Source organism: Pseudomonas sp. LG1D9 (assembly GCF_002949995.1).
Lineage (GTDB): Bacteria > Pseudomonadota > Gammaproteobacteria > Pseudomonadales > Pseudomonadaceae > Aquipseudomonas > Aquipseudomonas proteolytica.
The window spans coordinates 574410-600821 of sequence record NZ_CP026881.1 but is presented as its reverse complement, the minus strand read 5'-3'; the positions used below and the strand labels follow the sequence as shown (position 1 = coordinate 600821).

Annotated in this window: 29 protein-coding genes and 1 tRNA gene; 20 read left to right on the top strand and 10 right to left on the bottom strand. The window is 58.3% G+C overall.

The window, feature by feature from the left end; translation table 11 throughout:
• The first annotated feature begins 24 nt into the window (after window positions 1–24).
• Window positions 25–1053 (top strand): nucleoside hydrolase, encoded by a 1029-nt coding sequence (locus C5F71_RS02940; RefSeq protein ID WP_104910594.1) that lies wholly within the window; start codon window positions 25–27, stop codon window positions 1051–1053.
• Between the two features lie 19 nt (window positions 1054–1072).
• Here C5F71_RS02940 and C5F71_RS02935 read toward each other — a convergent pair whose 3' ends face one another.
• Window positions 1073–1285, bottom strand: coding sequence for a hypothetical protein (locus C5F71_RS02935; RefSeq protein WP_029294233.1), 213 nt, complete (start codon window positions 1283–1285; stop codon window positions 1073–1075).
• A gap of 135 nt (window positions 1286–1420) precedes the next feature.
• Between C5F71_RS02935 and C5F71_RS02930 the strand changes: the two genes are divergently transcribed.
• Together C5F71_RS02930 and C5F71_RS02925 are read left to right on the top strand one after the other, a co-directional pair.
• A complete protein-coding gene (locus C5F71_RS02930) occupies window positions 1421–1726 on the top strand; it encodes a hypothetical protein (protein WP_029294235.1) in 306 nt (101 codons plus the stop codon).
• Window positions 1727–1874: 148 nt separating this feature from the next.
• Complete coding sequence (locus C5F71_RS02925; RefSeq protein ID WP_029294237.1) at window positions 1875–2195, top strand: I78 family peptidase inhibitor; 321 nt, start codon at window positions 1875–1877, stop codon at window positions 2193–2195.
• Window positions 2196–2262: 67 nt separating this feature from the next.
• Here C5F71_RS02925 and C5F71_RS02920 read toward each other — a convergent pair whose 3' ends face one another.
• Together C5F71_RS02920 and C5F71_RS02915 are read right to left on the bottom strand one after the other, a co-directional pair.
• Window positions 2263–2475, bottom strand: a complete 213-nt coding sequence (locus tag C5F71_RS02920) for a cold-shock protein (RefSeq protein WP_007905882.1) — start codon at window positions 2473–2475, stop codon at window positions 2263–2265.
• Window positions 2476–2764: 289 nt separating this feature from the next.
• Window positions 2765–3076: a hypothetical protein gene (locus C5F71_RS02915; RefSeq protein ID WP_104910593.1), complete on the bottom strand. Its 312-nt coding sequence runs from the start codon at window positions 3074–3076 to the stop codon at window positions 2765–2767.
• 351 nt (window positions 3077–3427) lie between these two features.
• On the opposite strand from C5F71_RS02915, the gene thrS reads away from it, so the two are divergent.
• From thrS to C5F71_RS02870, 9 genes are all read left to right on the top strand, one after another.
• Complete coding sequence (gene thrS / locus C5F71_RS02910; protein ID WP_029294245.1) at window positions 3428–5350, top strand: threonine--tRNA ligase; 1923 nt, start codon at window positions 3428–3430, stop codon at window positions 5348–5350.
• Complete coding sequence (infC, locus tag C5F71_RS02905) at window positions 5350–5901, top strand: translation initiation factor IF-3 (protein ID WP_169851780.1); 552 nt, start codon at window positions 5350–5352, stop codon at window positions 5899–5901. The genes thrS and infC overlap by 1 nt, the downstream gene beginning before the upstream one ends.
• Before the next feature lie 60 nt (window positions 5902–5961).
• Window positions 5962–6156, top strand: coding sequence for a 50S ribosomal protein L35 (rpmI, locus tag C5F71_RS02900; protein ID WP_002553160.1), 195 nt, complete (start codon window positions 5962–5964; stop codon window positions 6154–6156).
• Between the two features lie 29 nt (window positions 6157–6185).
• Window positions 6186–6542, top strand: coding sequence for a 50S ribosomal protein L20 (gene rplT, locus C5F71_RS02895; RefSeq protein ID WP_003174975.1), 357 nt, complete (start codon window positions 6186–6188; stop codon window positions 6540–6542).
• 108 nt (window positions 6543–6650) lie between these two features.
• Complete coding sequence (gene pheS, locus C5F71_RS02890; RefSeq protein WP_003203624.1) at window positions 6651–7667, top strand: phenylalanine--tRNA ligase subunit alpha; 1017 nt, start codon at window positions 6651–6653, stop codon at window positions 7665–7667.
• Window positions 7668–7693: 26 nt separating this feature from the next.
• Entirely contained in the window at window positions 7694–10072 is a 2379-nt protein-coding gene (gene pheT, locus C5F71_RS02885) for a phenylalanine--tRNA ligase subunit beta (RefSeq protein WP_104910592.1), read from the top strand.
• Window positions 10073–10075: 3 nt separating this feature from the next.
• Window positions 10076–10378 carry an integration host factor subunit alpha gene (ihfA, locus tag C5F71_RS02880; RefSeq protein WP_002553164.1) on the top strand — a complete coding sequence of 101 codons (303 nt, stop codon included), beginning with the start codon at window positions 10076–10078 and terminating at the stop codon, window positions 10376–10378.
• Window positions 10359–10715 carry a MerR family transcriptional regulator gene (locus tag C5F71_RS02875; RefSeq protein ID WP_003174972.1) on the top strand — a complete coding sequence of 119 codons (357 nt, stop codon included), beginning with the start codon at window positions 10359–10361 and terminating at the stop codon, window positions 10713–10715. Before ihfA ends, C5F71_RS02875 begins: the two co-directional genes overlap by 20 nt.
• A gap of 90 nt (window positions 10716–10805) precedes the next feature.
• Window positions 10806–10882, top strand: a tRNA-Pro gene (locus tag C5F71_RS02870).
• Between the two features lie 186 nt (window positions 10883–11068).
• On the opposite strand, the gene C5F71_RS29615 is transcribed toward C5F71_RS02870, so the two are convergent.
• The 3 genes from C5F71_RS29615 to C5F71_RS02855 all read right to left on the bottom strand — a co-directional run bounded on the left by C5F71_RS29615 (window position 11069) and on the right by C5F71_RS02855 (window position 12186).
• Entirely contained in the window at window positions 11069–11266 is a 198-nt protein-coding gene (locus tag C5F71_RS29615; protein WP_371923366.1) for a type II toxin-antitoxin system RelE/ParE family toxin, read from the bottom strand.
• A gap of 12 nt (window positions 11267–11278) precedes the next feature.
• Window positions 11279–11575: an antitoxin gene (locus C5F71_RS02860; protein WP_092238540.1), complete on the bottom strand. Its 297-nt coding sequence runs from the start codon at window positions 11573–11575 to the stop codon at window positions 11279–11281.
• A 152-nt stretch (window positions 11576–11727) separates the two neighbouring features.
• Window positions 11728–12186, bottom strand: coding sequence for a hypothetical protein (locus C5F71_RS02855; RefSeq protein ID WP_092238543.1), 459 nt, complete (start codon window positions 12184–12186; stop codon window positions 11728–11730).
• A gap of 514 nt (window positions 12187–12700) precedes the next feature.
• On the opposite strand from C5F71_RS02855, the gene C5F71_RS02840 reads away from it, so the two are divergent.
• From C5F71_RS02840 to C5F71_RS02830, 3 genes are all read left to right on the top strand, one after another.
• The gene (locus tag C5F71_RS02840; protein ID WP_092238552.1) at window positions 12701–13027 is read left to right on the top strand and encodes a DUF2388 domain-containing protein; all 327 of its coding nucleotides are present in this window, start codon (window positions 12701–12703) and stop codon (window positions 13025–13027) included.
• A gap of 366 nt (window positions 13028–13393) precedes the next feature.
• A complete protein-coding gene (locus tag C5F71_RS29055; protein ID WP_167362655.1) occupies window positions 13394–13555 on the top strand; it encodes a hypothetical protein in 162 nt (53 codons plus the stop codon).
• 5 nt (window positions 13556–13560) lie between these two features.
• The gene (locus tag C5F71_RS02830) at window positions 13561–13878 is read left to right on the top strand and encodes a hypothetical protein (protein WP_167362660.1); all 318 of its coding nucleotides are present in this window, start codon (window positions 13561–13563) and stop codon (window positions 13876–13878) included.
• Window positions 13879–14123: 245 nt separating this feature from the next.
• Here the strand turns inward: C5F71_RS02830 and C5F71_RS02825 are convergent, their stop codons facing one another.
• A complete protein-coding gene (locus C5F71_RS02825) occupies window positions 14124–15749 on the bottom strand; it encodes a hypothetical protein (RefSeq protein ID WP_104910590.1) in 1626 nt (541 codons plus the stop codon).
• Between the two features lie 341 nt (window positions 15750–16090).
• On the bottom strand, window positions 16091–17164 hold the full coding sequence (locus tag C5F71_RS02820; RefSeq protein ID WP_256588089.1) for a major royal jelly family protein: 1074 nt from the start codon (window positions 17162–17164) through the stop codon (window positions 16091–16093).
• Window positions 17165–17466: 302 nt separating this feature from the next.
• On the opposite strand from C5F71_RS02820, the gene C5F71_RS02815 reads away from it, so the two are divergent.
• From C5F71_RS02815 to C5F71_RS02800, 4 genes are all read left to right on the top strand, one after another.
• A complete protein-coding gene (locus C5F71_RS02815; protein ID WP_104910588.1) occupies window positions 17467–18165 on the top strand; it encodes a response regulator transcription factor in 699 nt (232 codons plus the stop codon).
• Window positions 18165–19508: a sensor histidine kinase gene (locus C5F71_RS02810; protein WP_104910587.1), complete on the top strand. Its 1344-nt coding sequence runs from the start codon at window positions 18165–18167 to the stop codon at window positions 19506–19508. Before C5F71_RS02815 ends, C5F71_RS02810 begins: the two co-directional genes overlap by 1 nt.
• Window positions 19509–19606: 98 nt before the next feature.
• Window positions 19607–21838, top strand: a complete 2232-nt coding sequence (locus C5F71_RS02805) for a TonB-dependent siderophore receptor (protein WP_104910586.1) — start codon at window positions 19607–19609, stop codon at window positions 21836–21838.
• Complete coding sequence (locus tag C5F71_RS02800) at window positions 21838–22725, top strand: alpha/beta hydrolase (protein WP_104910585.1); 888 nt, start codon at window positions 21838–21840, stop codon at window positions 22723–22725. The genes C5F71_RS02805 and C5F71_RS02800 overlap by 1 nt, the downstream gene beginning before the upstream one ends.
• Here the strand turns inward: C5F71_RS02800 and C5F71_RS02795 are convergent.
• Entirely contained in the window at window positions 22709–23956 is a 1248-nt protein-coding gene (locus C5F71_RS02795; protein WP_104910584.1) for a DUF1835 domain-containing protein, read from the bottom strand. The two genes, C5F71_RS02800 and C5F71_RS02795, sit on opposite strands and share 17 nt — an antisense overlap.
• A gap of 244 nt (window positions 23957–24200) precedes the next feature.
• On the opposite strand from C5F71_RS02795, the gene C5F71_RS02790 reads away from it, so the two are divergent.
• A complete protein-coding gene (locus C5F71_RS02790) occupies window positions 24201–24602 on the top strand; it encodes a RidA family protein (protein ID WP_104910583.1) in 402 nt (133 codons plus the stop codon).
• Here C5F71_RS02790 and C5F71_RS02785 read toward each other — a convergent pair whose 3' ends face one another.
• Window positions 24603–26090 carry an aldehyde dehydrogenase family protein gene (locus tag C5F71_RS02785; RefSeq protein WP_104910582.1) on the bottom strand — a complete coding sequence of 496 codons (1488 nt, stop codon included), beginning with the start codon at window positions 26088–26090 and terminating at the stop codon, window positions 24603–24605.
• Between the last annotated feature and the right edge of the window lie 322 nt (window positions 26091–26412).

The window sequence follows — 26412 nt, the reverse complement described above, 5'->3', positions numbered from 1 at the left end:
TCCCACAATGACAAGGAGTGCGTCATGCAACATAGAATCCCAACCCTGCGACACCTGTTTCGGAGTGTGCTGCTTTTGTCCGTGCTAACTGCTGCAAGCGCCCAGGCGGCGGAAAAAATCGACCTGATCATTGATACCGATCCGGGCGCCGACGATGTAGTGGCATTGCTGTTTGCGATGGCCTCGCCACAGGAGCTGAACATTCGTGCGTTGACCACGGTGGCCGGTAATGTGCGCCTGGACAAGACCTCGCGCAATGCGCGACTTGCCCGTGAGTGGGCAGGGCGCGAGGAGATCCCTGTGTATGCCGGCGCGCCGCAGCCGCTGCTGCGCACGCCGATCTATGCCGAGAATATTCACGGCAAGGAAGGCATTTCTGGTGTGACCGTGCACGAGCCGAAAAAAGGCCTGGCCGACGGCAATGCGGTCGACTACTTGATCAGCACCCTGAGCACCGCCAAGCCCCATAGCATCACCATCGCCATGCTCGGCCCGCAGACCAACCTGGCTCTGGCGCTGACCCAGGCGCCGGAAATCACCCAGGGCATCAAGGAAGTGGTGGTCATGGGCGGCGCGCACTTCAATGGCGGCAACATTACCCCGGTGGCCGAATTCAATCTGTTTGCCGATCCGCTGGCGGCTGAAATTGTCCTTAAAAGTGGCGTCAAACTGACCTATCTGCCGCTGGACGTGACCCACAAGATACTGACCAGCGAGGCGCGCCTGAAGAAGATCGCCGACCTGAACAACAACGCCAGCAAGGTGGTAGGCGATATTCTCAATGAATACGTCAAGGGCGATATGGAGCACTACGGTATGACGGGCGGCCCGGTGCACGACGCGACCGTGATCGGCTACCTGCTCAAGCCCGACCTGTTCACCGGACGCCAGGCCAATATGGTGATCGATAGCCGCGAAGGCCCGACGTTCGGCCAGACCATCGTCGACTGGTACGACGGCCTCAAGCACGACAAGAATGTGTTCTGGGTTGAAAACGGTGATGCCCAGGGCTTTTTCGACCTGCTCACCGAACGCCTGGCGCGCCTTAAGTAAGGCACCTGCCGGTTGGTTGCTATTCGCGTAGCGGGTCTTCGACCCCCATATGGTCGGCCGGGTATTTCTCGAATATCTGGCCGATGAAGGCCTGTGCGGCCTGGGTGCCCAGTTCCTTGACCAGCAGGTCGATGCCGATGATTGCCAATTCTTCCGGGCTGCCTGGGCTGTAGGAGCTTTGCCCTTGAGGCCACTTGGCTTTGATATCGGCATTGATGGTAACGATGGTCATCGGGTTCTCGCGGTTCGCAAAGGCTGGACTGGCGCGCAGAGTTAACCATTTTGCGCCGCGTTTGGCACTGCTACTTAGGCATGAGGTGAGCGCTGTGCGACACTGGTGCCCTGTTTAATTGTCAGGACAAGCCACGTGCACATCGATTTGACCAACCCCAAGAGCCTTACATTGGAAGCCGTTCGCCAAATGATTGCCAGTGCCAGCGACGACCAGCACACCCAATTGCGTGTGACCAAGGCCGGTATTGCCTATATCTCCTCCTGCGTGGTGGGAGGGATGGAGGTCAACGGGCTGTTGTTCCGCCTGGAAACATGGGCGGCAGGGTCTGGCTACGTGGGCAGGGTGGCGGCCAGTGATGAGGTGTGGGTGACGCAGATTTATAACGCGCTGAAACAGAACTGGCCAAACCCGCCCTTTGACTACATCGACATCTACTGACACTTGTTCATATCTGGTGACGATTGATTCATCAGGCCGTGGCGCTGAGTCAGGCAGACTCGCTTACGGCCAATTGTGACAATTCTGAAACCAATTGGCCAAATCACGGTCGCACGATCTCTGTCCATTTTTTATCAAAGGAGGCTTCATGCCTTGGAAGCTCGCATCATTCGGTACCTTGTTGGCGGCAGCCGTCCTGGCGGGCTGCAGCACTGCGGGTACCTCTGAGCCGGCCAAAGACACGGCTGCGGCTGAGCCTGTTCATACACGCTGCGAATCGAAGGCTGCAGAGTTTGCGGTAGGCCAGAAAGCTTCGCCGCAATTGCTGGAGCAGGCCCGTACCCGTGCGGGTGCGCAGAATGCACGCATTCTCAAGCCCAACGATATGATCACCCTCGAATACCGCTCCGATCGCCTGAACCTCAATACCGATGACAACCTGGTGATCACCCGCGTCAATTGCGGCTAAAAACGCTTTTGCATCACCCATAAAAAACCCCGTCACATGGACGGGGTTTTTTTGATTGGCGTAGAGATTACTCTGCGCGAACCTGTGCAGCTTGCATACCCTTTTGGCCTTTCTCAGCCACGAAGGAAACGGTTTGGCCTTCTTTCAGGCTTTTGAAACCGTCGCTTTCGATAGCTTTGAAGTGTACGAACAGGTCGTCACCGCCACCTTGAGGAGTGATGAAGCCGAAGCCTTTTTCATCGTTGAACCATTTAACGGTGCCGGTTTGGCGATTAGACATGGTGTATCTCCAAGAAACATATATTTTCAGTAGTGCTGTGCTGCTCAGGCCAACTGGGCACACTGGGCTATCATAGTCGAAATGTTCGGCTTGGGAGCCCCCCCAAGGCACTGTTTGCTAATCAATCGCGTCTTCTTCAGTGCCATGGCTGGCTGTAAGCCCCGGTTTACGGGGCTTTAGCACGAAATATCAGCTAGTAAAAAAAGCCGTAAAAGCTGTGTAAATTGTGCGAAATAGCAGTTTTCAGAGGGTTTTCAGGCCATTTTGGTGGGCTGATTTCTCGCCACGCTTACTTTTTCTTCACGACCTTGCAGGATGAAATAGCCGCGACTGCTTTGTTTTTTAGCTCCGCGCTGGCGTTCTGGTTAGTCATCAGTTCCTTGATTTCCGCCGTGCTCAATTCCGCGTTGATTTTGTCCGCGCCGCATTCACAATGGGCTTTGGCGGTTTTGGCATCAACGTTCCGGCTGGCGGCGTCGCTGCAGTCCTGTACGAAGCTATCGCGGGCACCAGCGGGCCAGTTGGAGGGGGCGGCGGCTTGAGCGCCAATGGAGAACAGGGCCAGGGAAGCGGCAAGGGCGAAGATCGAGGTGCTGCGCATGGTGAGATGCTCCTTGAGTCGATAGGGCGGACGGCGATTTTCAGTGTGTTTGAGGCCTGTCGTACAGCCCAAGTTCACTTTTGGCTGCAAAAGTCTGGGGTTTGTCGCTACCAGGCTGCAGGGGCGCGCCATGACCGTTCATCTGTGCTAGCATCCACAGCCTGGCTTTTTTCTTGCCAGGCTCCTTTTTGTTTAACTCCAGTCACTCTGGTTCGATTATCGGTTGGCCGAAAGGCTCCTGCCGCTGTAAGGCAGGCGTTCAGCAATGAGCGGCCTGGTGTTGGATCTTGTACTGGCTCATCCCAACCCACGTGACCTTTGGTAGGGGTCACCACTAGGAGAGGAGGCGCCATGCCAACTATTACTCTTCCCGACGGCAGTCAACGTTCATTCGATCATTCGGTTTCCGTAGCCGAGGTCGCCGCATCCATCGGTGCAGGCCTGGCCAAGGCCACCGTAGCCGGCAAGGTCGACGGCAAGCTGGTTGACGCCAGCGACCTGATCACCACCGATGCCAGCCTGCAAATCATCACGCCCAAGGATCAAGAGGGGCTGGAGATCATTCGCCACTCTTGCGCGCACTTGATTGGCCATGCGGTCAAGCAGCTGTATCCAACCGCGAAGATGGTGATCGGTCCGGTCATCGACGAAGGCTTCTATTACGACATCGCCTACGAGCGTCCTTTCACTCCGGACGACCTGGCGGCCATCGAACAGCGCATGCATGCACTGATCGAGAAAGATTACGACGTCATCAAGAAAGTCACGCCGCGCGCCGAAGTGATCGACGTGTTCACCGCCCGTGGCGAGGACTACAAACTGCGTCTGGTGGAAGATATGCCGGACGAGCAGGCCATGGGCCTGTATTACCACGAAGAATATGTCGACATGTGCCGCGGCCCGCACGTGCCGAACACGCGCTTCCTCAAGTCGTTCAAGTTGACCAAGCTGTCCGGTGCCTACTGGCGCGGTGACGCGAAGAACGAGCAATTGCAGCGCATCTACGGCACCGCCTGGGCTGACAAGAAGCAGTTGGCCGCCTACATCCAGCGCATCGAAGAAGCCGAAAAACGCGACCACCGCAAAATCGGTAAGCGCCTGAACCTGTTTCACCTCCAGGAAGAAGCGCCGGGCATGGTGTTCTGGCACCCGAACGGCTGGACCCTGTACCAAGTGCTTGAGCAGTACATGCGCAAGGTTCAGCGCGAAAACGGCTACCTGGAGATCAAGACTCCACAGGTCGTCGATCGCAGCCTGTGGGAGAAATCCGGGCACTGGGCCAACTATGCCGACAACATGTTCACCACCCAGTCGGAAAACCGCGACTACGCCATCAAGCCGATGAACTGCCCGTGCCACGTACAGGTGTTCAACCAGGGCCTGAAGAGCTACCGTGAGTTGCCGATGCGCCTGGCCGAGTTCGGTGCCTGCCACCGTAACGAGCCATCGGGTGCGCTGCACGGCATCATGCGCGTGCGCGGCTTCACCCAGGATGACGCCCACATCTTCTGCACCGAAGAGCAGATGCAGGCCGAATCCGCCGCTTTCATCAAGCTGACCATGGACGTTTATCGCGATTTCGGCTTTACCGAAGTGGAAATGAAGCTGTCCACTCGTCCGGAAAAACGCGTTGGCTCCGACGAATTGTGGGATCGCGCCGAAGCTGCACTGGCCGCAGCGCTAGACAGTGCGGGCCTTGCGTACGATCTGCAGCCGGGCGAAGGCGCCTTCTACGGGCCTAAGATCGAGTTCTCGCTGAAAGATTGCCTTGGCCGTGTCTGGCAATGTGGTACCTTGCAGCTCGATTTTAACCTGCCGATCCGTCTGGGAGCCGAATACGTCTCCGAAGACAACAGCCGTAAACACCCGGTTATGCTGCACCGGGCGATCCTCGGCTCGTTCGAGCGGTTCGTCGGGATCCTGATCGAGCACTACGAGGGCGCGTTCCCTGCGTGGCTGGCTCCGACCCAGGCAGTGATCATGAATATCACTGATAAACAGGCCGATTTTGCCGCTGAAGTGGAAAAAACACTCAACGAAAGCGGATTTCGTGCCAAGTCCGACTTGAGAAATGAAAAGATCGGCTTTAAAATCCGCGAGCATACTTTGCTCAAGGTTCCCTATCTTTTGGTTATCGGAGATCGGGAAGTCGAGATGCAGACTGTCGCTGTGCGTACTCGTGAAGGTGCTGACCTGGGCTCGATGCCCGTCGCCCAGTTCGCTGAGTTCCTCGCGCAAGCGGTTTCCCGGCGTGGTCGCCCAGATTCGGAGTAATTATTATTAAGCGTGAAATGAGACAAGATAAACGAGCTGCACCGAAAGCCCCGATCAACGAGAATATCTCGGCACGCGAGGTTCGGTTAATTGGGGCTGAGGGTGAGCAGCTTGGGATTGTGTCAATTGAAGACGCGCTTCTTAAGGCTGAAGAAGCCAAGCTCGATTTGGTGGAAATTTCCGCCGATGCTGTACCGCCTGTCTGCAAGCTGATGGACTACGGCAAATCGATCTTCGAAAAGAAGAAGCAGATTGCCGCAGCCAAGAAAAACCAGAAGCAGATCCAGGTTAAAGAAATCAAGTTTCGTCCAGGGACGGAGGAAGGGGATTACCAGGTAAAACTGCGCAACCTGGTACGTTTCCTGAGTGATGGGGACAGGGCCAAGGTATCCTTGCGATTCCGCGGCCGTGAGATGGCCCACCAGGAGCTGGGTATGGAACTCCTCAAGCGGGTTGAAGCTGACCTGCTGGAGTACGGTTCCGTCGAACAGCATCCTAAGATGGAAGGACGCCAGCTGATCATGGTCATCGCCCCGAAAAAGAAGAAGTAATCAATAGGGCACGGCAGGCCTTCTGATTATGTTTATCAACTGAATGCGGAGTATCCGAACATGCCAAAGATGAAGACTAAAAGTGGTGCTGCTAAGCGGTTTCTGAAAACTGCTAACGGTATCAAGCACAAGCACGCTTTCAAGAGCCACATCCTGACCAAAATGTCGACCAAGCGTAAGCGTCAACTGCGCGGTAGCAGCTTGCTGCATCCGTCTGACGTGGCAAAAGTCGAGCGCATGCTGCGCCTTCGTTAATTTTGGATCAAGAATAGAGGAAGTAACTCATGGCTCGTGTAAAGCGTGGCGTCATTGCCCGTAAGCGTCACAAAAAAATTCTGAAACTCGCTAAAGGCTACTACGGCGCGCGTTCACGCGTATTCCGTGTTGCCAAGCAAGCGGTAATCAAGGCAGGCCAATACGCCTACCGTGACCGTCGTCAGAAAAAACGTCAGTTCCGCGCTCTGTGGATCGCTCGTATCAACGCTGGTGCTCGTGTTAACGGTCTGTCCTACAGCCGTTTCATCGCTGGCCTGAAAAAAGCGTCCATCGAAATCGACCGTAAGGTTCTGGCTGAACTGGCCGTGAACGAAAAAGCGGTGTTTGCTGCGATTGTCGAGAAAGCTAAAGCCACCTTGGCTTAAGTACCCCCGACAGTCACCCTGGGCTACTCCGTAGTCCAAGGTGGTAAACGTCATAAATAGGGGAAGAGCCTTCAAGCTCTTCCCCTATTTTGTATCTGGAGTCTGTACATGGAAAACCTGGACGCGCTGGTTGCTCAAGCTCTTGAAGCTGTGCAAAGCGCTGAAGATATCAATGCCCTGGAGCAAATCCGGGTTCACTACCTTGGCAAAAAGGGTGAATTGACTCAGGTGATGAAGACCCTGGGCAATCTGCCGGCAGAAGAGCGCCCGCAAGTCGGCGCGCTGATCAACGTTGCCAAGGAGCGTGTCACAGAGGTTCTCAATGCGCGCAAGGCGTTGTTCGAGGAGGCCGATCTTGCGGCCAAGCTCGCCGCCGAGTCCATTGACGTGACCCTGCCTGGCCGCGGCCAGACCTCTGGCGGTCTGCATCCGGTTACCCGGACTCTGGAACGTATCGAGCAGTTTTTTACCCACATCGGCTACGGCATTGCCGAAGGCCCTGAGGTCGAAGACGACTATCACAACTTCGAGGCGCTCAACATCCCAGGCCATCACCCGGCCCGGTCGATGCACGACACCTTCTATTTCAATGCGAACATGTTGTTGCGCACCCATACCTCGCCGGTACAGGTCCGCACCATGGAATCGCAGCAGCCGCCGATCCGCATCGTCTGCCCAGGCCGTGTGTACCGTAGCGACTCCGATATCACCCACTCGCCGATGTTCCACCAGGTCGAAGGCCTGCTGGTTGATCGCGATATCAATTTCGCCGACCTCAAAGGCACCATCGAAGAATTCCTGCGGGTGTTCTTCGAAAAAGAGCTGGCGGTACGTTTCCGCCCGTCGTACTTCCCGTTCACCGAGCCTTCCGCTGAAGTCGACATGGAGTGCGTGATGTGCAGCGGTAAAGGCTGCCGCGTCTGCAAGCAGACCGGCTGGCTGGAAGTCATGGGCTGCGGCATGGTTCACCCCAACGTGCTGCGCATGTCCGGGATCGACCCGGAAGAATTCTCGGGCTTTGCCTTCGGTATGGGCGTCGAGCGTCTGGCCATGCTGCGTTACGGCGTGAACGACTTGCGCCTGTTCTTCGACAACGACTTGCGGTTCCTCGCGCAATTTCGCTAGTCGTAACGAACCTTTAGGAGAGCAGGATGAAATTCAGTGAACAATGGCTGCGTGGCTGGGTAAGCCCGCAGGTAAATCGCGATGAGCTGGTTGCTCGTCTGTCGATGGCCGGTCTTGAGGTCGATAGCGTTACGCCGGCCGCCGGTCTTTTCAGTGGTGTGGTAGTGGGCGAGGTGCTGAGCACCGAGCAGCACCCGGACGCCGACAAGCTGCGTGTGTGCCAGGTCAGCAGTGGCGCGCAAACCTTCCAGGTCGTATGCGGAGCGCCAAATGTGCGCCCGGGCCTGAAGATTCCGTTCGCGATGATCGGTGCCGAACTGCCCGGTGATTTCAAGATCAAGAAAGCCAAGCTGCGTGGTGTCGAGTCCAACGGCATGCTGTGCTCCCAGGCGGAGTTGCAGGTTGGCGAAGGCAATGATGGCTTGATGGAACTGCCGACCGATGCGCCAGTAGGCCAGGACATTCGTGTCTACCTGGACCTGGAAGACGCCAGCATCGAAGTCGACCTGACCCCGAACCGTGGCGACTGCCTGTCCCTGGCAGGCCTGGCCCGTGAAGTGGGCGCGTTGTACAACGCGCCGGTCACCCGTCCAGTGGTTGCTGCTGTGCCTGCGGTGCACGATGAAGTGCGCTCGATCGAAGTGCTGGCGCCAACCGCGTGCCCGCGCTACCTGGGGCGTGTGATCCGCAATGTCGACCTGTCCAAGCCGACCCCCCTGTGGATGGTCGAGCGCCTGCGTCGCGCCGATGTACGCAGCATCGATGCCGCCGTCGACATCACCAACTACGTGATGCTAGAGCTGGGTCAGCCGCTGCACGCCTTCGACCTTGCCGAAATCAACGGTGGGATTCGTGTGCGTATGGCCGAGGAAGGCGAAAAGCTGGTCTTGCTCGATGGTCAGGAAGTCACCCTGCGCAGCGATACCCTGGTGATCGCTGATCACTCACGCGCCCTGGCCATTGCCGGTGTGATGGGTGGTGAGCACAGTGGCGTATCCGCGACGACCCGTGATGTGTTCCTGGAAAGCGCTTTCTTTGACCAGATCGCCGTGGCAGGCAAGGCTCGTTCCTACGGCCTGCACACCGATGCCTCGCACCGCTACGAGCGTGGCGTGGACTGGCAACTGGCCCGTGAAGCCATGGAGCGCGCCACTGGCCTGCTGCTGGAAATCACTGGTGGTGAAGCCGGACCGATCACTGAGACCGTCAGCGAGCAGCACCTGCCGTCGATTGCACCGGTGACGCTGCGCGCCCAGCGCGTTGAGCAAATGCTCGGCCTGGTGATTGAAGACGCGGAAATCGTCCGCCTGCTGACCGGCCTTGGCCTGGGCATCAGCGCTGATGGGGCAGGGCAGTGGCGTGTAGCAGTGCCAAGCCATCGCTTCGATATCAGCCTTGAAGTCGACCTGATCGAAGAGCTGGCCCGTCTATACGGCTACAACCGCCTGCCGGTTCGTTATCCGCAAGCGCGGCTGGCCCCGCAACCCAAGGCTGAAGCTCGTGCGCATCTGCCAGAGCTACGCCGTCTGCTGGTCGCCCGTGGGTATCAGGAAGCCGTGACCTACAGCTTCATCGATCCCAAGCAATTCGAACTGTTCAACCCGGGCGTCGAGCCATTGTTGCTGGCCAACCCGATCTCCAACGACATGGCGGCCATGCGCTCGTCCCTGTGGCCGGGCCTGGTGAAAGCACTTTCCCACAACCTGAACCGCCAGCAGGACCGCGTACGTATGTTTGAAAGCGGCCTGCGCTTTGTCGGCCAATTGGACGGCCTGAAGCAAGAGCCAATGCTGGCCGGTGTAGTCTGCGGCAGCCGTCTGCCGGAAGGTTGGGCGCAGGGTCGCGACCCAGTGGACTTCTTTGACGTCAAGGCCGACGTGGAAGCGGTGCTGGGCTTCGCTGGCGCGCTGGATGCCTTCGCGTTTGTTCCCGGCAGCCACCCAGCGTTGCATCCGGGCCAGACTGCGCGTATCGAACGCGAAGGTCGCCTGGTTGGTTTCGTTGGTGCTATCCACCCTGAGCTGTCGAAAACCCTCGGTCTCGACCGTCCGGTCTTCGTCTTCGAGTTGGTATTGGCTGAAGTCGCTGCAGGCAAGATGCCTAAATTCAGCGAGCTGTCGCGTTTCCCGGAAGTGCGTCGTGACCTGGCCCTGGTGGCAGATCGTGATGTAGCGGCCAGCGCGGTACTGGAAGTAATCCGAGAAAATGCAGGCGAATGGCTGACGGACCTCAGGCTATTTGACGTCTATCAGGGTAAAGGCATTGATCCGCATAGAAAAAGCCTTGCAGTTGGCTTGACCTGGCAGCATCCATCGCGCACTCTTAATGACGATGAGGTGAATACCACGACGCAAAATATCCTCACCTCGCTCGAACAAAGGTTGAACGCCACGTTAAGGAAGTGACGTATGGGGGCTTTGACGAAAGCTGAGATGGCGGAACGTCTGTACGAAGAGTTGGGTCTGAACAAGCGCGAGGCCAAGGAATTGGTCGAGCTGTTTTTTGAAGAAATCAGGCACGCTCTGGAAGACAACGAACAGGTCAAATTGTCCGGTTTCGGCAATTTTGACCTGCGGGACAAACGCCAGCGGCCTGGCCGCAATCCAAAAACGGGAGAAGAAATCCCGATCACGGCTCGCCGTGTGGTCACCTTTCGTCCAGGGCAGAAGTTGAAGGCCCGAGTTGAGGCTTATGCTGGAACCAAGTCATAACGACGAGCTACCCGTCATCCCAGGCAAACGCTACTTCACCATCGGTGAAGTCAGCGAGCTATGTGCGGTAAAACCGCACGTACTGCGCTATTGGGAGCAGGAGTTTCCTCAACTCAACCCCGTCAAACGCACAGGGAACCGTCGGTATTATCAGCGCCAGGATGTGCTGATGATCCGACAGATCCGTGCGTTGCTGTACGACCAGGGGTTCACCATCAGCGGCGCACGCCAGCGTATGTCCGGTGATGAAGCCAAAGACGACACCACCCAATACAAGCAACTGATCCGCCAGATGATCTCCGAACTGGAAGATGTACTGGTTGTTTTGAAGAAGTGAAACAAGCCTTTAAAATACTTCCACATTTCAAATGCTTGCGGTATATTCCTGATCGCTTCGTTACGAAGCGAACCCAGTTTCACGCCTAGTCGGGGCGTAGCGCAGTCCGGTAGCGCACTAGCATGGGGTGCTAGGGGTCGAGTGTTCGAATCACTCCGTCCCGACCATATTTTTCAATGACTTAGCCCAATCTGAAAAGGTTGGGCTTTTTCATGCGTAGGGACTTTTGCGGGGAGTGGTGGGCGCTACGCCGAGATTAATGCGCGGCGATCCAGGCAGCCTGCCGATGTGCGGGCTTTTCGTTGAGGGTCTGCCGTTTTCCTGTATGCTCATACATTGAGCTTCGCTCGCGCTTACCGACGGATGACAATTCGCTCCTCCTCGACGCGGTATACAAGCCTGTAGCCGGCGCCGGGCAATTTGATCTTGTAGTAGTCCTTCATACCATGATGCACATCACCTGCCACCAGCGGTCCCGACTGCCGCTCCTGAAGCTTTCTCAGAAACTGTAGGCGGATTGTACCGTCGAGCTTTGCGCCTTCGGATCCCACTCAACCTCGTAGTCAGCGGCCATTGGCGATATTTACCTCGGCCTCGCTAATCAGGTCTTCGAGAGATGCTCGAACAGGTGTTTCGCTGGCATCGAGCCGAGCTTTAACGATCTGTACCAGTTCCAGTTCGTCCAGGCGCTCAACCATTGCCTCGTAGACGTTTGCTGGGACCATGTAGCCCATAACTCGGTTGTGGTTAAGCACAGCCCTCACAGCCCTAGGCATACCGTTGGCGCCACTCAAGACGGAGGAGGGGTTGCTCTTGAGTTCGGAAACGCTGACAACCACATCAGCCAGAAGATTTTGTATAGATAAGATTCCTATATAGGTCTTTAATCTGGTCTTTTTGTGTGTGACAGGTGTCTAGCAAATCTGCGCGAGCTTCTTGGTCCGCTACTTTCAGTGATTGCACGTCCTGTGTGAGACCATACTTTCGTATCACCAGCCAGTTGGCAGAGCTGTCATTTGGCCTTGAAGTACATCATCGCATCGATGAAACGCTGTGCCTTTTGCTGGGTGTCGACCCGGGATTGGTTCAGTGTGCCCCCAGCTTGGTTTCGGGTGATCACGACCCAGCGGTTGCGCTTGGTGTATAGAGTCGCTGAGCCGATCGAGTTGAAGTAGATCCTGGTCTGAACGGCTTTGGATGAGGTTACCGAGTTGCCGGCGGCAATCGCACCATTTCCGATAGGTACAGCGCTCGCAAAGCCGCTACTGGAGGAAACGACACCGCCCCCATAGGCGATGTACTCATTGGTGAAGAAAACTTGCTCGGGCCTGGTCTTCTCAGGTTGTTCCATCAACACCTGCTCAATCACCGATCTGGCTTGTTCTGCAGTGATCGTAGCCGGTTGGTACTCGACGGCCTTGGACGCGCATCCTGTGAGTAACAGCAGCGCTGCGATGGCGATAGCTTTCATCCCTGACTCCCTTAAATTAATGCCGAGCATTCTGCCATGGCATCGCTAGCCAATGCTCACAACACGCTTGGGCATTTGTAGAGGTTGATCGGTGAACTGTCCCGTACTACCGACCCCGTAAACGGCGTTGATTTTGGCCTTATGACCATATTTACCAATTAAAATCAGAGGCTTAAGCCGATCAGCCAGATCGGCTTTTTTGTGCCTGCGCAAAACCCGCGCCATAACCGCAGGCATGGACACATGACCCAATGGCGAACACAAGGATTCTATATCCTGCTGGGGCTTCTCTTAGTATTTACCTGCTACACCGGTGCGATCTTGTCAGGGGATGGCCCATCCAAGCGCAAGCGGGTCTGCGGTCCTGGCTTCGTCATGCTCTGTGTTTTCGTAGCGGTACTCGAGCTGATAGTGCTAAACCATTTTTATAACAGGCGCGTATAAGGAGTGGGGTAGCACGACCACCCAGCTCTGTTATCGTGGCACCCATCTGAACACAAGGAAGCAATCACTAATGGATTTGTGCAAACTCCTGGCAATCGCCTTACTGGCGTCGATTGGCAATCTGGCTTCGGCCGCCGAGAACAATAACCCGTTCCAGGGGGCGCTCATGCTCACCTCGGTAGCGCCTTTCGTAATCACCTCGGGAGCCACCGCAGGAACGTCCTACATTCCAGAGCTTTTCAAATCATCCAAAAGTGATGCGTTGGCGTTCATTGGTTCCGATGGCGAGATCCGTGGTGCGCAGTTCGAGCAGGCGTGCAGGTATTACCGCTCGACCTACAAGCCTGCGCTGATGTCTGACGCGCAACTGGCCCTGGCAATCGCAGCCGCAGGCTGACGGTGTTATTTAATCCTCCATTCACATGCAGCACTTCCCCGGTCATGCAGCTCGCGCCGTTGCTTCGCAGGAGTGCTATCACCGAGGTGATTGCCATGGGCAAAGCGGCGAGTTACTGGGCGCGCATAGGGTTGGTGAGTCAGTCACTGAGATGATCCAGGGCTACACCATCGCTCGGGGGTCTGGAGACTACAGATGCCGAACTGATTGACAGCATCCCGCCGCCCCCGACCCTGTCTGAAACCATGCATGAGGCATTGCTGGCGACCTACGAGCTGTTGGTTGTCCAGCGCGGTTGACGGCACGTATGATCAGGCTCGCGCCCTTTTGGGCCGCGCCGACTCACACCCGTTTAAGGACATGAGCATGGAAAAGCACTTCGGTAATTCAGGCCTGTTCAAGGCTGCTTCGTATCACTGCAACAACTCCCTGGTGAGCGGCATCGCGCGCTGGGAGCTGAAAAACATTGCGCTGAATACGAAGGAGTTTTTGATATGTCCAAAGAACTACTCGGAGTTTTTGCTCTAGGGTTGATGGTGATCGGTGAATTTTGTGCAATCTACAGCGAGGTAGTCACCGCTCGGCTGGCCCATGTTGGCGATGGTTCATGGCAGGCATTCGTTATGCCGGTGCTGCTGATGTGCTTTGCCGGGTTTTGTCTGCTGGGCGCCTATTGGCTGGGGTATGTGGCGGTCGGTGATATCTGGGTCGTCACCGTGGTCTCCGTCACCTCCTTGCTACTGCTGGAGCCTGTGGTGGTCTGGGCCCTGTTCCATGAGGCCCCTGGGCGCGGCGCATTGATCGGCTTTTGCCTGGGCGCACTGGGGATGCTGGCCACGGTATTGCTGTAAGGCGTGAGCCGATCCCCCTGTAGGAGCTATCGAGCCCCAGTGAGGCTGCGATGGTGGCGGTACTGCCAGCATTGAGGTTGGCTGACCCACCGCTATCGCAGCCTCACTGGGGCTCGAAAGCTCCTACCGTTGATTTTCGTTACCGCTTACGCCTCGACCCTTGCGCTGGGTAGTGTTCATCAACGGTTAGGTGCCCCAGCCGTACCTGGTGACGGGGGCCGCGATGCCCGGGGTTATTCGTGGTTTTATAGCTGATCTATTACGATAAATTTAAATGGGAGGCCTACTTTTTTTGCTATCAGTATGTCGCCATCCACAAATACATTTATTGTTTCATTGCTGGTGGAGATGTCGACAATTTTTCGTGTTGTTTTGTCTGGGAATTGAACGGTACTTCCGATCGTGAATGCGGCAAAGTTTTCTGGAGTGTTGTGCAGGTAAAATCCTGCCCACTTTCTTGCGATGCCTTTTATCCAATTAGAGTCGGTGACATAAAATGAGACGTCTTCCGGTGCGCATTCAATCTTATTGGCTGCTGCGGATACCTTATCTTTCGGTACTGTCGCGAGTTGGCCAGCCGGGTATAAAGAAACAGAGATGTTGCCCTCGGTATCTGCTGGCTGTAGTGCCGCCGAGCAGAGCTGGTCTTGAAAAGTTAAATTTCCGCCAAATTGAACTCTTGTTGTTTCACCTTCTATTAACCAGGCGACATTGCCGATATAGAGCGCCGTGAAAGAGATCAGCGTTGTCGCGCCTATAATACGCACTGCTCTGCTGGCACGCAGAGCCGAACCAGCAAGTACCAAGAGCGAAAAAACAACGATAATGTTCAGCCCCATAAAATAGCGGTCGGGGAACGTGCTGGCATATCCACCTAAAATCTCTGTTAAGCTTTTGCGCATATACACTGTAAAAAATAAGTATATAATATAGGCTGTTGCACACATTGATATGAGTGTTCTGACTTCTCTGGACTTTTCCTTTGCCAGTAGTACTCCTAGCAAGGTTAGGAGTGCAAGAGAGAGGATTACGACGATTGTGTCGGAGAGCTGGTTGTAAAAAGGAAAGACAAATGGATAAATGAAAGCTCTTGCGAGGCTTACTTCGATTAGGCTTTCAAGTCTAAAGCTGCCAATCACACCTTTGGCTGGAGAAGCAGTGATTTTGAAAAAAATTATCGCGCCAATGGCTAGGCAGCCAATTGTGATGGCTCCATATCGTTTAATCCATTTTTTAAAGTTGTGATCAGGTAAGGTGAAAATGGAGAGTGCGAGAGTTAATACTAAGCAGACTGGATTTGTTGCGGCGGATAATAGCAATATTGTGTCGATGAGTGGGGTTGCAGTAGTATTTCTGCTTTTTACGAAAATTAGGAGGGTGGTAATTAATACAAAGTAGTAGCCGATATTGGTTATCTTTCCGAATATTTCGCCCGAAGAGTCACCCAAAGGAATCATTAGTGTGGATAGAAAAACAATCCATCGAATGGTTTCTGGAAGTAAATCCTTAGTAGCGTAATAGCAGAGAACGCTAACTGACGAGTAAAAAAAATACGACCAAAAGGAAATTGCTTGTGGGTAACAAATAAGCTTGTCATCACAGAAAATATCAGATACTAGGGTCGCCAAATAAACGAACAGTAGATTTCCCCATACTAAGTAATCTGGTTTGGCGTTAATTATGGTGTGCCACCAGCCTTTGCTCATGGCGTAACCCAGCCAAATCCCATCTTCGGAATAGGTAAAGTAGTTGGTCAGGGGCTCAAGGTTTCTGAACGCTAGCACCGTTCCCGCGAAAATGAGCATGGCAATCACGCTAAGCACTGATCTCGCCCGGGTGCTGGAAAAGAAACCTCTGTTGAGGACGTGCATTCGTGGCTCCATTTTGTAAAAAATTCCCGTGTTAATTTGAACAGAGTGACAAAGTGACATGGCGCGAGATTCTACTAGCGAACGCCGGGGTGTGTCAGGGTAGATGCGGTGATTTGGGTAGGTATTTGTTCAGCAGGACGCTGAGCACACGAACTTTGTTGGAAAAAGTCTGTCGGGGCTGCTCAGGTTTGGGAAGTGTGGGCGTCACGCCAAACCCCAGACAAAGAAAAGCCCGCGATGGGGAGTGCGGGCTTAAAGGTTTTCACTAGGAGCTGGGACCACCCTATGCGCCCAACTGTGAAAGGGATGTGAAAGCGCTAAGCAATTTGCATGGGCGCTGATCAGTGACGTGTCGACAAGCGATAAACCCCCACCGGCCACTGCACCAGGGATTGGCCCTTGTTGAACAGCGCGACCCGGTCCATCTGTGGTGTGGGTAGCCACAGTGTTCCATCCTGGTCCAGGAAGGGGGCGTCAACCCAATGCAGGCGCTTGTCTTCGATCAGGGTCTCGATTTGTCCGTCAGTGCGGCGCACACGAATGGCGTCGTGGGCCAGGTCGGAAAAGTACAGGTTGCCCTGTGCATCCATGACCGACCCGCCGGTTGCCGGGATATCGGCAAAAAATTCCACCCGCGCGGCCAGTTGCTGCGGGGTCAGGGCCAGGTTTGCCAGGTCTTGGATCCGCACCTTGGACCACGGGCCTTGCAGCGGGCCGTAATACAGCCAGACGCCGTCAACGCTGACTTCCAGCGGGTCGGCGTTGACGCGCAAGGGGTCGCCATCAGGGGCTTTGACCACCTGGTTGTCGAGGATCAAGTCCCGGTCAGGCCGGGCGACGACGGAGGCGTGCTGGTTCAGCACGCGGCGGGCAGCGCCGGTTTGCAGATCCACGACAATAATTCCCGCATTTCCCGCATCGGTGAGGAAGGCCATGCCGGCGCTGAAGCGCACGTCATCCACGTAGCTGCCGGCGGTGGCGATATCCGCTGCGAAGAAGTAGGTCCGAACCACCTGATTGGTAAGCAGATCGATACACACCAGCTTCGCGCCCTGATGGACGGGGTTGCCGCCGAACTCGGGTGAGCCGGTATCCACCACCCACAGTTTGTTGCCTTCCAGGCGCAAGGCATTGATGTTCACAAAGGCGTTGGCAGCATCCAACCCAGGCGCCCAGTTGTTCCAGGCATTGTTTGGATAGGCGCGGTGCTGGCCAGTCTGGTCAACTGCCGTCAGTTGCGGCCCCTGGGTGCCGCTCCAACGGGGGCCGGAGAGAAATGTGCGGCCGCTGTAGTGCGCCACGGCATTCCAGATCTGCCCGGAGCTTTGGACGGCGACGTCCAGTTCGGGCTGTTTGGCGGCGCTGCACCCAACCAGCAGTGCCAGCATGGCAGCGCCCAGCAGCAAGCGCGTCATGACCGTGTGCCCCCTGCGCGGGCGCAGGTATCCCATAACTCTGTGAGACGTTGATGGAGGGTTTGCATGAACTGGCTGACGGTGGTTTTCGACATGATGATTCTCCTGTATCCGGTGAGGTGACCTAACGAGGAGATAGCTTGATTGCTGGTGTTTAACTGAAAAAGCCCAGGTTCGATGCATTCAGTTTCTTCAAAATATTGATAATCGGCGCTCGAACAGCACAACACGCACCATTCGTTGCGCAATGTTTCTCCGGGTGAGAAACTGGCCTAATTGTGAACAGTTATCATCCACTGCCTATGACATCTTCTTCCGCGCGCATCCTGGTCATCGAGGATGACGTCGAGCTGTGCACCCATCTTTGTACCCACCTGAGCCGCCGTGGATTTGCCACGAGCAGTGCGCATTGCGGTGATCAGGGCTTGAGCATGGCCCTGGACCCGGCAGTCGAACTGATCCTGCTGGATATCATGCTGCCCAACGAAAACGGTCTGAAGGTGCTGGCGCGCTTGCGCAGCGAGCGGGGCACGCCGGTGATTCTGATGTCGGCCCTGGGCGCCGAGCAGGATCGCATCACCGGATTCAGCCAAGGCGCGGACGACTATCTGCCCAAGCCTTTCAGCCTCGCCGAACTGGATGTGCGGATCGACGCACTATTGCGGCGGGTGGCCCTTGATCGCGGCACTCGGGTCTTCAGGCCAGCACTGCTGGATCTGGATGTAAGCGCTCGGGATGTGATGTTCAACGGATGCCCGGCAGGCCTGACGAATTCGGAGTTCCGCTTGCTGTCCACGCTGCATGAGCATGCCGGCGAACCCCTGTCCAAAGCGTTCCTGTACCAGCATGTATTGCACCGCGCCTATACGCGGCTCGATCGTGGCCTGGATGTGCATGTGTGCAATGTGCGGCGCAAGCTGGCGGCGATCAACCTGCAGGGCGTGCGCATCGAGGCGGTGCGTCACCAGGGCTATGTGCTGCTGTGCGAAGGCTTGGGCTGATGCAGCGCCGGCATCCACTGCTATGGAAAATGGCACTGTTGCAAGTGTGTTTCTGCTTGCTGCTGGTCTGGTTGGTGTGGGGCTGGGGCTTGCAGGTCGAGCGCAGCACTTACTTTCTTGAGCAGCCCGACCGCGACGTCCTGACTGCCTACGCCGCCCAGGCCGAAGAGATAGCCGCCACGGGCGACGCCCAGGCCGTGGAGCAATGGCGCCAGGCTCTGCAACAGCGTGAGCAGACTTGGGTGGGTGTACTCGACCCATTCCTGCAAAGCCTCGGCACACAGCCGCTGACGGCGGCCGAGGTCAGCCACCTGACCTTTATGCGCAAGCCCAGTTGGCCCATGAGCAAGCGCCTGGAGGATGAACTGCCCTATGTCAGCATCGCCTTTGCGCAACACCCGGAGCGCGGCCGCCTGGTCATGCAACTGCCCGAGCGCCTGCTGCCACCGGGGCTCACGCCATGGACGCACCTGTTTACCCACGGTGTGGTACCGGTCGTGTTGGCCTTGGGCCTGGGCCTGTTGCTGTATCGCCACTTGGTGGTGCCGTTGAACGAGTTGCGCGAGCGCGCGAACGCCCTGAGTGCCGGTGACCTGGCGCCACTGGCCAGCAGTTCCGTGACCCGGCGCGGTGATGAACTGGGTGAGTTGGCGCGCGCCTACGAGCACATGGCCGAGCGCCTGCGCCAGAGCCTGCAGCAGCAGCGCCAACTGTTGCGCACCTTGTCCCATGAAATCCGCACGCCCTTGGCCCGCTTGAAAATCGCCAGCGAAAGCGGCCTGGCGCGCCAACAGTTGGAGCAACGGCTGACGCGGGAAGTCGAGGAGATGCGGCGCCTGGTGGATGACTCCCTCAACCTGGCCTGGCTGGACACCGAAAAGCCGCGCCTGGGGGCCGAGGATGTGCGGGTGGCCTCGGTGTGGGAAGCGCTGGTGCAGGACGCGCATTTCGAGACCGACTGGCCATTGCAGGCGCTGGTGTGCGAGGTGGACGGTGCGTGCGAAGTCAGGGTCCACCTCAACAGCTTCGCCCAGGCCCTGGAAAACATCCTGCGCAATGCAATCCGCCATTCACCCCCAGGCGGAGTGATCCGCTTGAGCGGCGTGCGTGAAGGCGATACGTGGCTGCTGACCGTCGAAGACCACGGCCCCGGTGTTGCCGAAGCCGACCTGGAGCGGATTTTTGAACCCTACCTGCGCCTGGACGGTGCGCCCGGTACCGGCTTTGGCCTGGGCTTGAGCATTGCCCGGCGGGCTATCGAACTGCAGGGCGGCCAGTTGTGGGCCAGCCATGGCACGCAAGGTTTGCGCATGCACCTGCGGGTGGCGGCGGCAAATGTTTAGAAAGTTAATGTTCTTTACTCGCAATTGCATCTGATTATCATCTGCGATCTTTGCTGGCCTACCGCTATCGGTGGGCTTGACGTTCCGGAGATCTTCCCATGCACCGCTTGCCGCCCCTGTCCCTGCTAGCCCTGAGTATGTGGAGCCTGCTGCCTGTCAGCAGCTTTGCCGCCGAGCCCGAGACGCCCGCGCGTCTTGAACTGCAAACCCAGACCGTACTGGGCACGGCGCAGGAAGAGATCAAGCAGGCGCCCGGTGTGTCGATCATCACCGCCGAAGACATCAAGAAGCGCCCACCGGCCAATGACCTGTCGGACATCATCCGCACCATGCCCGGCGTCAACCTCACAGGCAATTCCAGCAGTGGCCAACGCGGCAACAACCGGCAGATCGATATCCGTGGCATGGGCCCGGAAAACACCCTGATCCTGGTCGATGGCAAGCCGGTGGGCAGCCGCAACTCCGTGCGCTATGGCTGGCGCGGCGAGCGGGACAGCCGTGGCGACAGCAACTGGGTGCCGGCCGACCAGGTCGAGCGCATCGAGGTCATCCGTGGCCCGGCTGCCGCCCGTTACGGCAACGGTGCCGCCGGTGGCGTGGTAAACATCATCACCAAACAACCCGGTACCGAGACCCACGGCTCGGCAACCATTTACCACAACTTCGCCCAGCACAGCGCCGAAGGCGAGACCCAGCGTATGAACTTCGGCCTGAACGGCCCGCTGACCGACACCCTCAGCTACCGGGTATATGGCAACGTGGCGAAAACCAATGCCGACGACGCCGACATCAACAGCGGCCATGAATCCAAACGTACCGGTAACCAGGTCGGTACCTTGCCGGCGGGGCGCGAAGGGGTGCGCAACAAGGACGTCAACGGCCTGTTGAGCTGGCAGATGACGCCTGAGCAAACCCTGGACCTGGAAGCCGGCTTCAGCCGCCAGGGCAACATCTACACCGGTGACACCCAGAACACCAACAGCAACGCCAATGTGAAAAAACTGCTCGGCCACGAGACCAACGTGATGTACCGCGAGACCTACGCCGTGACCCATCGCGGCGACTGGGACCTGGGTACCAGCCTGGCCTACCTGCAATACGAAAAGACCCGCAACAGCCGGATCAGCGAGGGCTTGGCGGGCGGCACCGAAGGGATCTTCTCCAGCAGCAACTTCAATACCAGCGTCTTGCGCGACCTGACCGCCCACGGCGAACTCAGCCTGCCCTTGCATGCCGGGGTGGACCAGGTACTGACCGTGGGCACCGAGTGGGTCGAGCAGCAACTGGATGACCCCAGCTCCAACGTGCAAACCACCACCGCCGGCGGCAGCGTGCCGGGGCTGGCCGGGAGCAACCGCAGCAGTTCGTCCTCGGCGCGGATTTTCTCGGTGTTCGTTGAAGACAACATTGAACTGCGCCCCGGCACGCGCCTGACCCCCGGCCTGCGCATGGACCACCACGACATCGTGGGCGACAACTGGAGCCCATCGCTGAACCTGTCCCAGGTGCTCACCGACACCCTGACCCTGAAAGCCGGGATCGCCCGCTCCTACAAGGCGCCCAACCTCTACCAGCTCAACCCCAACTACTTGCTGTACAGCAATGGCCAGGGTTGTTACGGGCAGACCACCAGTTGCTACCTGCAAGGCAATGCCGAACTGGACGCCGAAACCAGCGTCAACAAGGAACTGGGGATCGAGTACCGCAACGAGGGGGTGGTCGCCGGCCTGACGTACTTCCGTAACGACTACAAAAACAAAATCGAGTCGGGCCTGACCCCGGTCGGCAACGCCAGCGGTGGTACCGGCACCACGGCCAACGCAAGCATTTTCCAGTGGGAAAACGTGCCCAAGGCCTTGGTCGAAGGGCTGGAAGGCACCCTGGCCCTGCCGTTGACCGAGCAGTTGAACTGGACCAACAACTTCACCTACATGCTGCAATCGAAAAACAAGCAGACCGGCGATGTGCTGTCTGTCGCGCCCAAGTACACCTTGAACTCGATGCTCGACTGGCAGGCCAGCGATGCCCTGTCCCTGCAAATGAGCGTGGCCTGGTACGGCAAGCAAACCCCGAAAAAATACGATTACCACGGCGATCGCGTGACGGGTTCGGGCAACAACCAATTATCGCCCTATGCCATTGCCGGCGTCAGCGGCACGTACGCTTTGAGCAAGAACCTGAGCCTGACAGCCGGCGTCGACAACCTGTTCGACAAACGCCTGTGGCGCGAAGGCAATGCCCAGGGCGTGGCCAATATCGAAGGGGCGGGTGCCGCGACCTATAACCAGTCCGGCCGCACCTTGTACACCAGCCTGACGGCGTCCTTTTGATGGGGCGCTGGATCAGCCTGGCGCTGCTGCTGATTGCCCCGCTCGCGGTTGCCCGGCCCGCGCCGGATCAGTTGATGGATGCGCCGGTGTTGCGCCAAGCCAGTGCCTATAGCTTCAGCAGCCTGGAGCTGGATTCGGCCGATGGCGCCCGTCATTACCGGATCTGGCTGGGGCAGCCGTCGACGGTGAGTGACGCCACCCCAGTGGCGTACTTGCTCGATGGCAACGCCGCGATGGCTGCGCTGGATAGCCAGAGCCTGGACCGACTGGCACACAGTGTGGCGCCTCCGGTGCTGGTCGCCGTGGGCTATGCCACGCCGCTGCGCATCGAGCGTACTGCACGTACTTTTGACTACACGCCGAAAGTCGGCAGCGCCATGCAACAGCGGGACCCTTTGACTGCCGTGCCCAGTGGCGGTGCGGATGTGTTTCTTGACCTGCTGACCGGGACCGTTCGCCCGCTGATCAATCAGCGCCTGAGCATCACCCCACAGCGGCAATTGCTATGGGGGCACTCCTACGGTGGTCTGCTGGTGCTGCATGCCTTGCTGACACGCCCACAAGCCTTCGATGACTACGCGGCCGCGAGTCCTTCGTTATGGTGGAACCAGGGGCTGATGACGGCAGAGGCCAACGGCCTGGCGCAACGCCTGCGGGGCAGCCAGCCCCGCTTGCTGCTGATGCGTGGCGACCAGGAACCGGCCAGCCCGGGAGCCGTGTCGCCGGCCAAAGAGGCCAGTGACACGGCGTTCAAGGCGTTGCTGGGCACACTCCATCAGGTGGATGGGCTACACGTGCGTCACCTGACCTTTACCGGGCTGGGGCATGGCCCGATGTTGCCGGCGTCCTTGCGCTACACCCTGCAGATGCTCAGCCAGGGGCGTTAGCCCGCCAGGCTGGCACGCCCTCGGCGTCAATCGTCCAGTGTGGCTGGCCGGGTACGATCTGCACGCCACCGACCCAACGCGGGTGGCTTGCGTGATCGGGCCAGTACGCGCGGCCATTCAGCACCCTGACGCCCAGCGGTGTCAGCGCCAATGTACGTTCAGGCCATGGCCGGTCGGCGTCGGACTCCGTCAGCAAAGGAGCGGCGCCGTCGATCAGCGGCCGCATCAGGGCGTGGAACATCATGTCGCCAAGAAAGGGCAGGGGGTCTCGCTTGGCCATCAGCTCGGCGAACACCCGGGCAAACGCCGTGGGGCCGACTTCGGCCAGATACTCCAGGGCCAGGCGCTCGGTCAGCGACAAACCGTCATGCGCGCCGGGCAGCTCCTGCAACTGCCGACGCAGTGCCGGGGCCAGCAAGGGCATGGCGGGGTGGGGCGCGCGGGCCAGTTGCGCGAGGGCCACGGGCGAGTTGTCGCAATAGGCCGTCCACGCCTGCCGCGCCAACTGGCGCATCGGCTCGTCGACCGGCCGACGTTGGGGCCACAGCCACGCCAATACCTGCGGCGCCAATTGGCCGATACCGATAAAGCGTTGTACGCCGGGTATGTGGTCGACTTCGATCAGCTCCAGCCTGGTGGGCGTATGGTCAAGACCTGCCAGGGCACGGATCAAAAACAACTGGTCATAGCCATCGGCTTCGCACCACAACACGCAGTGATCGGCGCTGCCCAGTTCCTCGAGATGGGTGTACTCATCGTCCAGGCGGCGCGCGGCATCTGCCACGTCCAGGGTAAACGCCTGGCTGATGAAACGCGCCCGCGTCGCCCGGTAGGCCTCGGCGGGCAAGGCTTGGACCGGGCCCATGCACAGCGGATCACTGAGCATCCGAAAGCGCCCCTTGAACCCGGCCACGCCAAGGCTGTGGGCAATATCATTGCCGCAACGCCAATGGGTGGTGCGCGCTTCATCACTGGCCTCGAAGCCCGGGTGGCTGGCGGCGAAGTCCACCGCATCCACATGGGCCTTGAGTTTTGGCCAACTGCTGAAACCCAACTGTCGGGCAATCAGCCATTGAGCATCGGACAGGGTCGGCGGCGGGTGGGCAACCTGCGCCAGTTCATCGGGCGCCGTGCCTTGTTTCATACGCTGTAAAAGCTCCTTGGCGCGCTTGCGCTGCTGCTCAAGGTTGATACGGCCGTCAGTGGACGGTGAGACGGGGCGTTGCGACATACGATCTCCTTGCACAAACCTTGTCCGCTTTAAGGTTGGGAGTCGTAGTGATGGGATAGGCAGTCATGTCTTGGGCGCAGCCCTTTCCGCGGAGGGTGGCGTAGATGGCGCCTTGCGCGAATATAGGCAGGAGAGAGGCTGTTTGCAAGGCGTTCTGTTTCCAGATGTTGAAATATGCAACTTCTCCAAGAGCCAGAAAAACCGTTGAGGTAGCCTTGTTTCCTACAGACAACAAGGAGTCGTCATGCAACGAAGAACCATCAATCCCCCGACAGTCTTCAACTCCCTGCAATACGGTTTCAGCCAGGCCATGGAAGTGCGCGATGGCCGACGCATTCTACTGTCCGGCCAGGTAGGTGTGGACGCTGACGAACGCACCGTCGGCCCGGGCATCGCCGAGCAGACCGCCACCGCTCTGGACAATATCGAAAAGGTCCTGGCCGCGGCCGCGGGGGATCTGACCCATGTGATCATGCTGCGCCTGTACATCGTGGAGTCCGCCCGCGATCAGCAGGAGCCTATCGCCGCCGCCTTGCGCGAGCGTTTCCCGAACAACCCGCCGCCGTCGTCGTGGATCATCGTCAGCGGCCTGTCGCTGCCCGAATGGTTGATCGAGATCGAGGCGGAGGCGCTGATCCCAGGGTGATCAATAACGCATCATCACCGACTTGAGTTCGGTGTAGTCCTCGATAAACGCACTGCCAAACTCCCGGCCAATCCCCGAGGATTTGTTGCCACCGAATGGCACGGCCGGGTCGAGCAGGGTGTGCATGTTGACCCACACCGTGCCGGCGTTGATGGCCGGGACCATACGCAGGGCCTTGCCCAGGTCGTTGGTCCACAGGCTGGCGCTGAGGCCGCTGGCAGTGTGGTTCATCAGTGCCAGCAACTCCTCCTCGTCGTCGTAGGGCAGGAAGGTGGCGATGGGGCCGAAGGTTTCTTCGGTGAGTAGCGTGTCGTTGATGCTGTTGGCGAGGATCACCGTGGGCTCGACGTAGCAACCGGGGCGATCCATCGGTTGGCCGCCGTAGATAATCGTGTTGTTTTCGGCGCGGGCGGTGGCAAAAAAACCTTCCAGCTTCGCTTGGTGTTGGCGATGGGTGACCGGGCCGAATTCGGTGCGCTCATCCAGCGGCGAGCCGATGTTCAATGCGCTCAAACGCTGGGCCAGGGCCTCCATGACGGGGTTGACCTGTGAACGATGGACGAAGAAGCGCTCGGCCGCTGCACAGATCTGCCCCGAGTGCAGGAACCCGGCCTCGATAATGCCGTTGACGGCGGTTTCCAGCGGCACATCGCGCAGGAACGCCGCCGCGTTTTTGCCACCCAACTCCAGGGTCGCCCGCGTCAGGCCGGCGCCCATGGCCGCGCGGCCGACCGCAATGCCGGTGGGCACCGAGCCGGTGAACGACACCTTGTCAGTGCCAGGGTGTTCGATCAGCCCCTTGCCCACCTGGCCACCGCCAGTCAGCACGTTCAGCACGCCCGCGGGCAGGCCGGCTTCCACGGCCAGTTCGGCAATGCGCAGCAGAGTCAGCGGGGTGAACTCGCTGGGCTTGATGATGATGCTGCAACCGGTCACCAGGGCCGAGGCGAGTTTCCAGATGGCGATCATGGTGGAGAAGTTCCACGGCACGATGCCGACCACCACACCCACCGGTTCGCGCAGGGTGAAGGCGGTGTAGCGCTCGCCGGCAAACGAGGGCAGCGATGGGGTGAGGGTCTGGCCGCTGATCTTGGTTGCCCAGCCCGCGTAATAACGCAGGAAATGCGCGGCCTGGTCCACTTCAAAGGCGCGGGAAATCTGGATGATCTTGCCCGACTGGCAGGTCTCGATCTGCGCCAGTTCCTCGCGGTTGCGTTCCAGCAGGTCGGCGAGTTTGAGCAGTACGTTGCCACGGACCGCGGGCGCGACCTGGGACCATTGTTTGAAACCATGCCGGGCAGACGTCACCGCCCGTTCAATATCACTGGCTTGCGCATCGGCGACCGTGGCAATGACCTGGCCGGTGGCGGGGTTGATCACCTCCAGGGTCTGGCTGGATTGGCTGGGGACGTAGCCACCGTCGATAAACAGGCCGTGGTCTCGACGCAAGAAGGCTTCGACCTGGGGCAGCAGCGCGATATCGCTCATGGGGTGTTCCTGATCAAAAAGGAAAACCCGAGGCTAACCAACGCCGGCGGCTACAGCTTGACTGTGCCTGCCGGGGCGCATGCCTGTGGCTGCCATCTGCCGGGGGGAGGGTTGTTGTGTTGAGCAGGCTTTCTTTTAGGGGAGCAGGCTTTTTTAGGGGAGCAGATTTCCTTGTGGCGAGCGGGCTTGTCGGAACGCCGCATCGCCCGCGCTGGGCTGCGCAGCAGCCCCCCATAAACCCGCTGCGGTTCTTCAGACAAACTGCGGCGGCAGGTTTTGGGGCTGCTTGGCAGCCCAGCGCGGGCGATGCGGCGTTCCGACA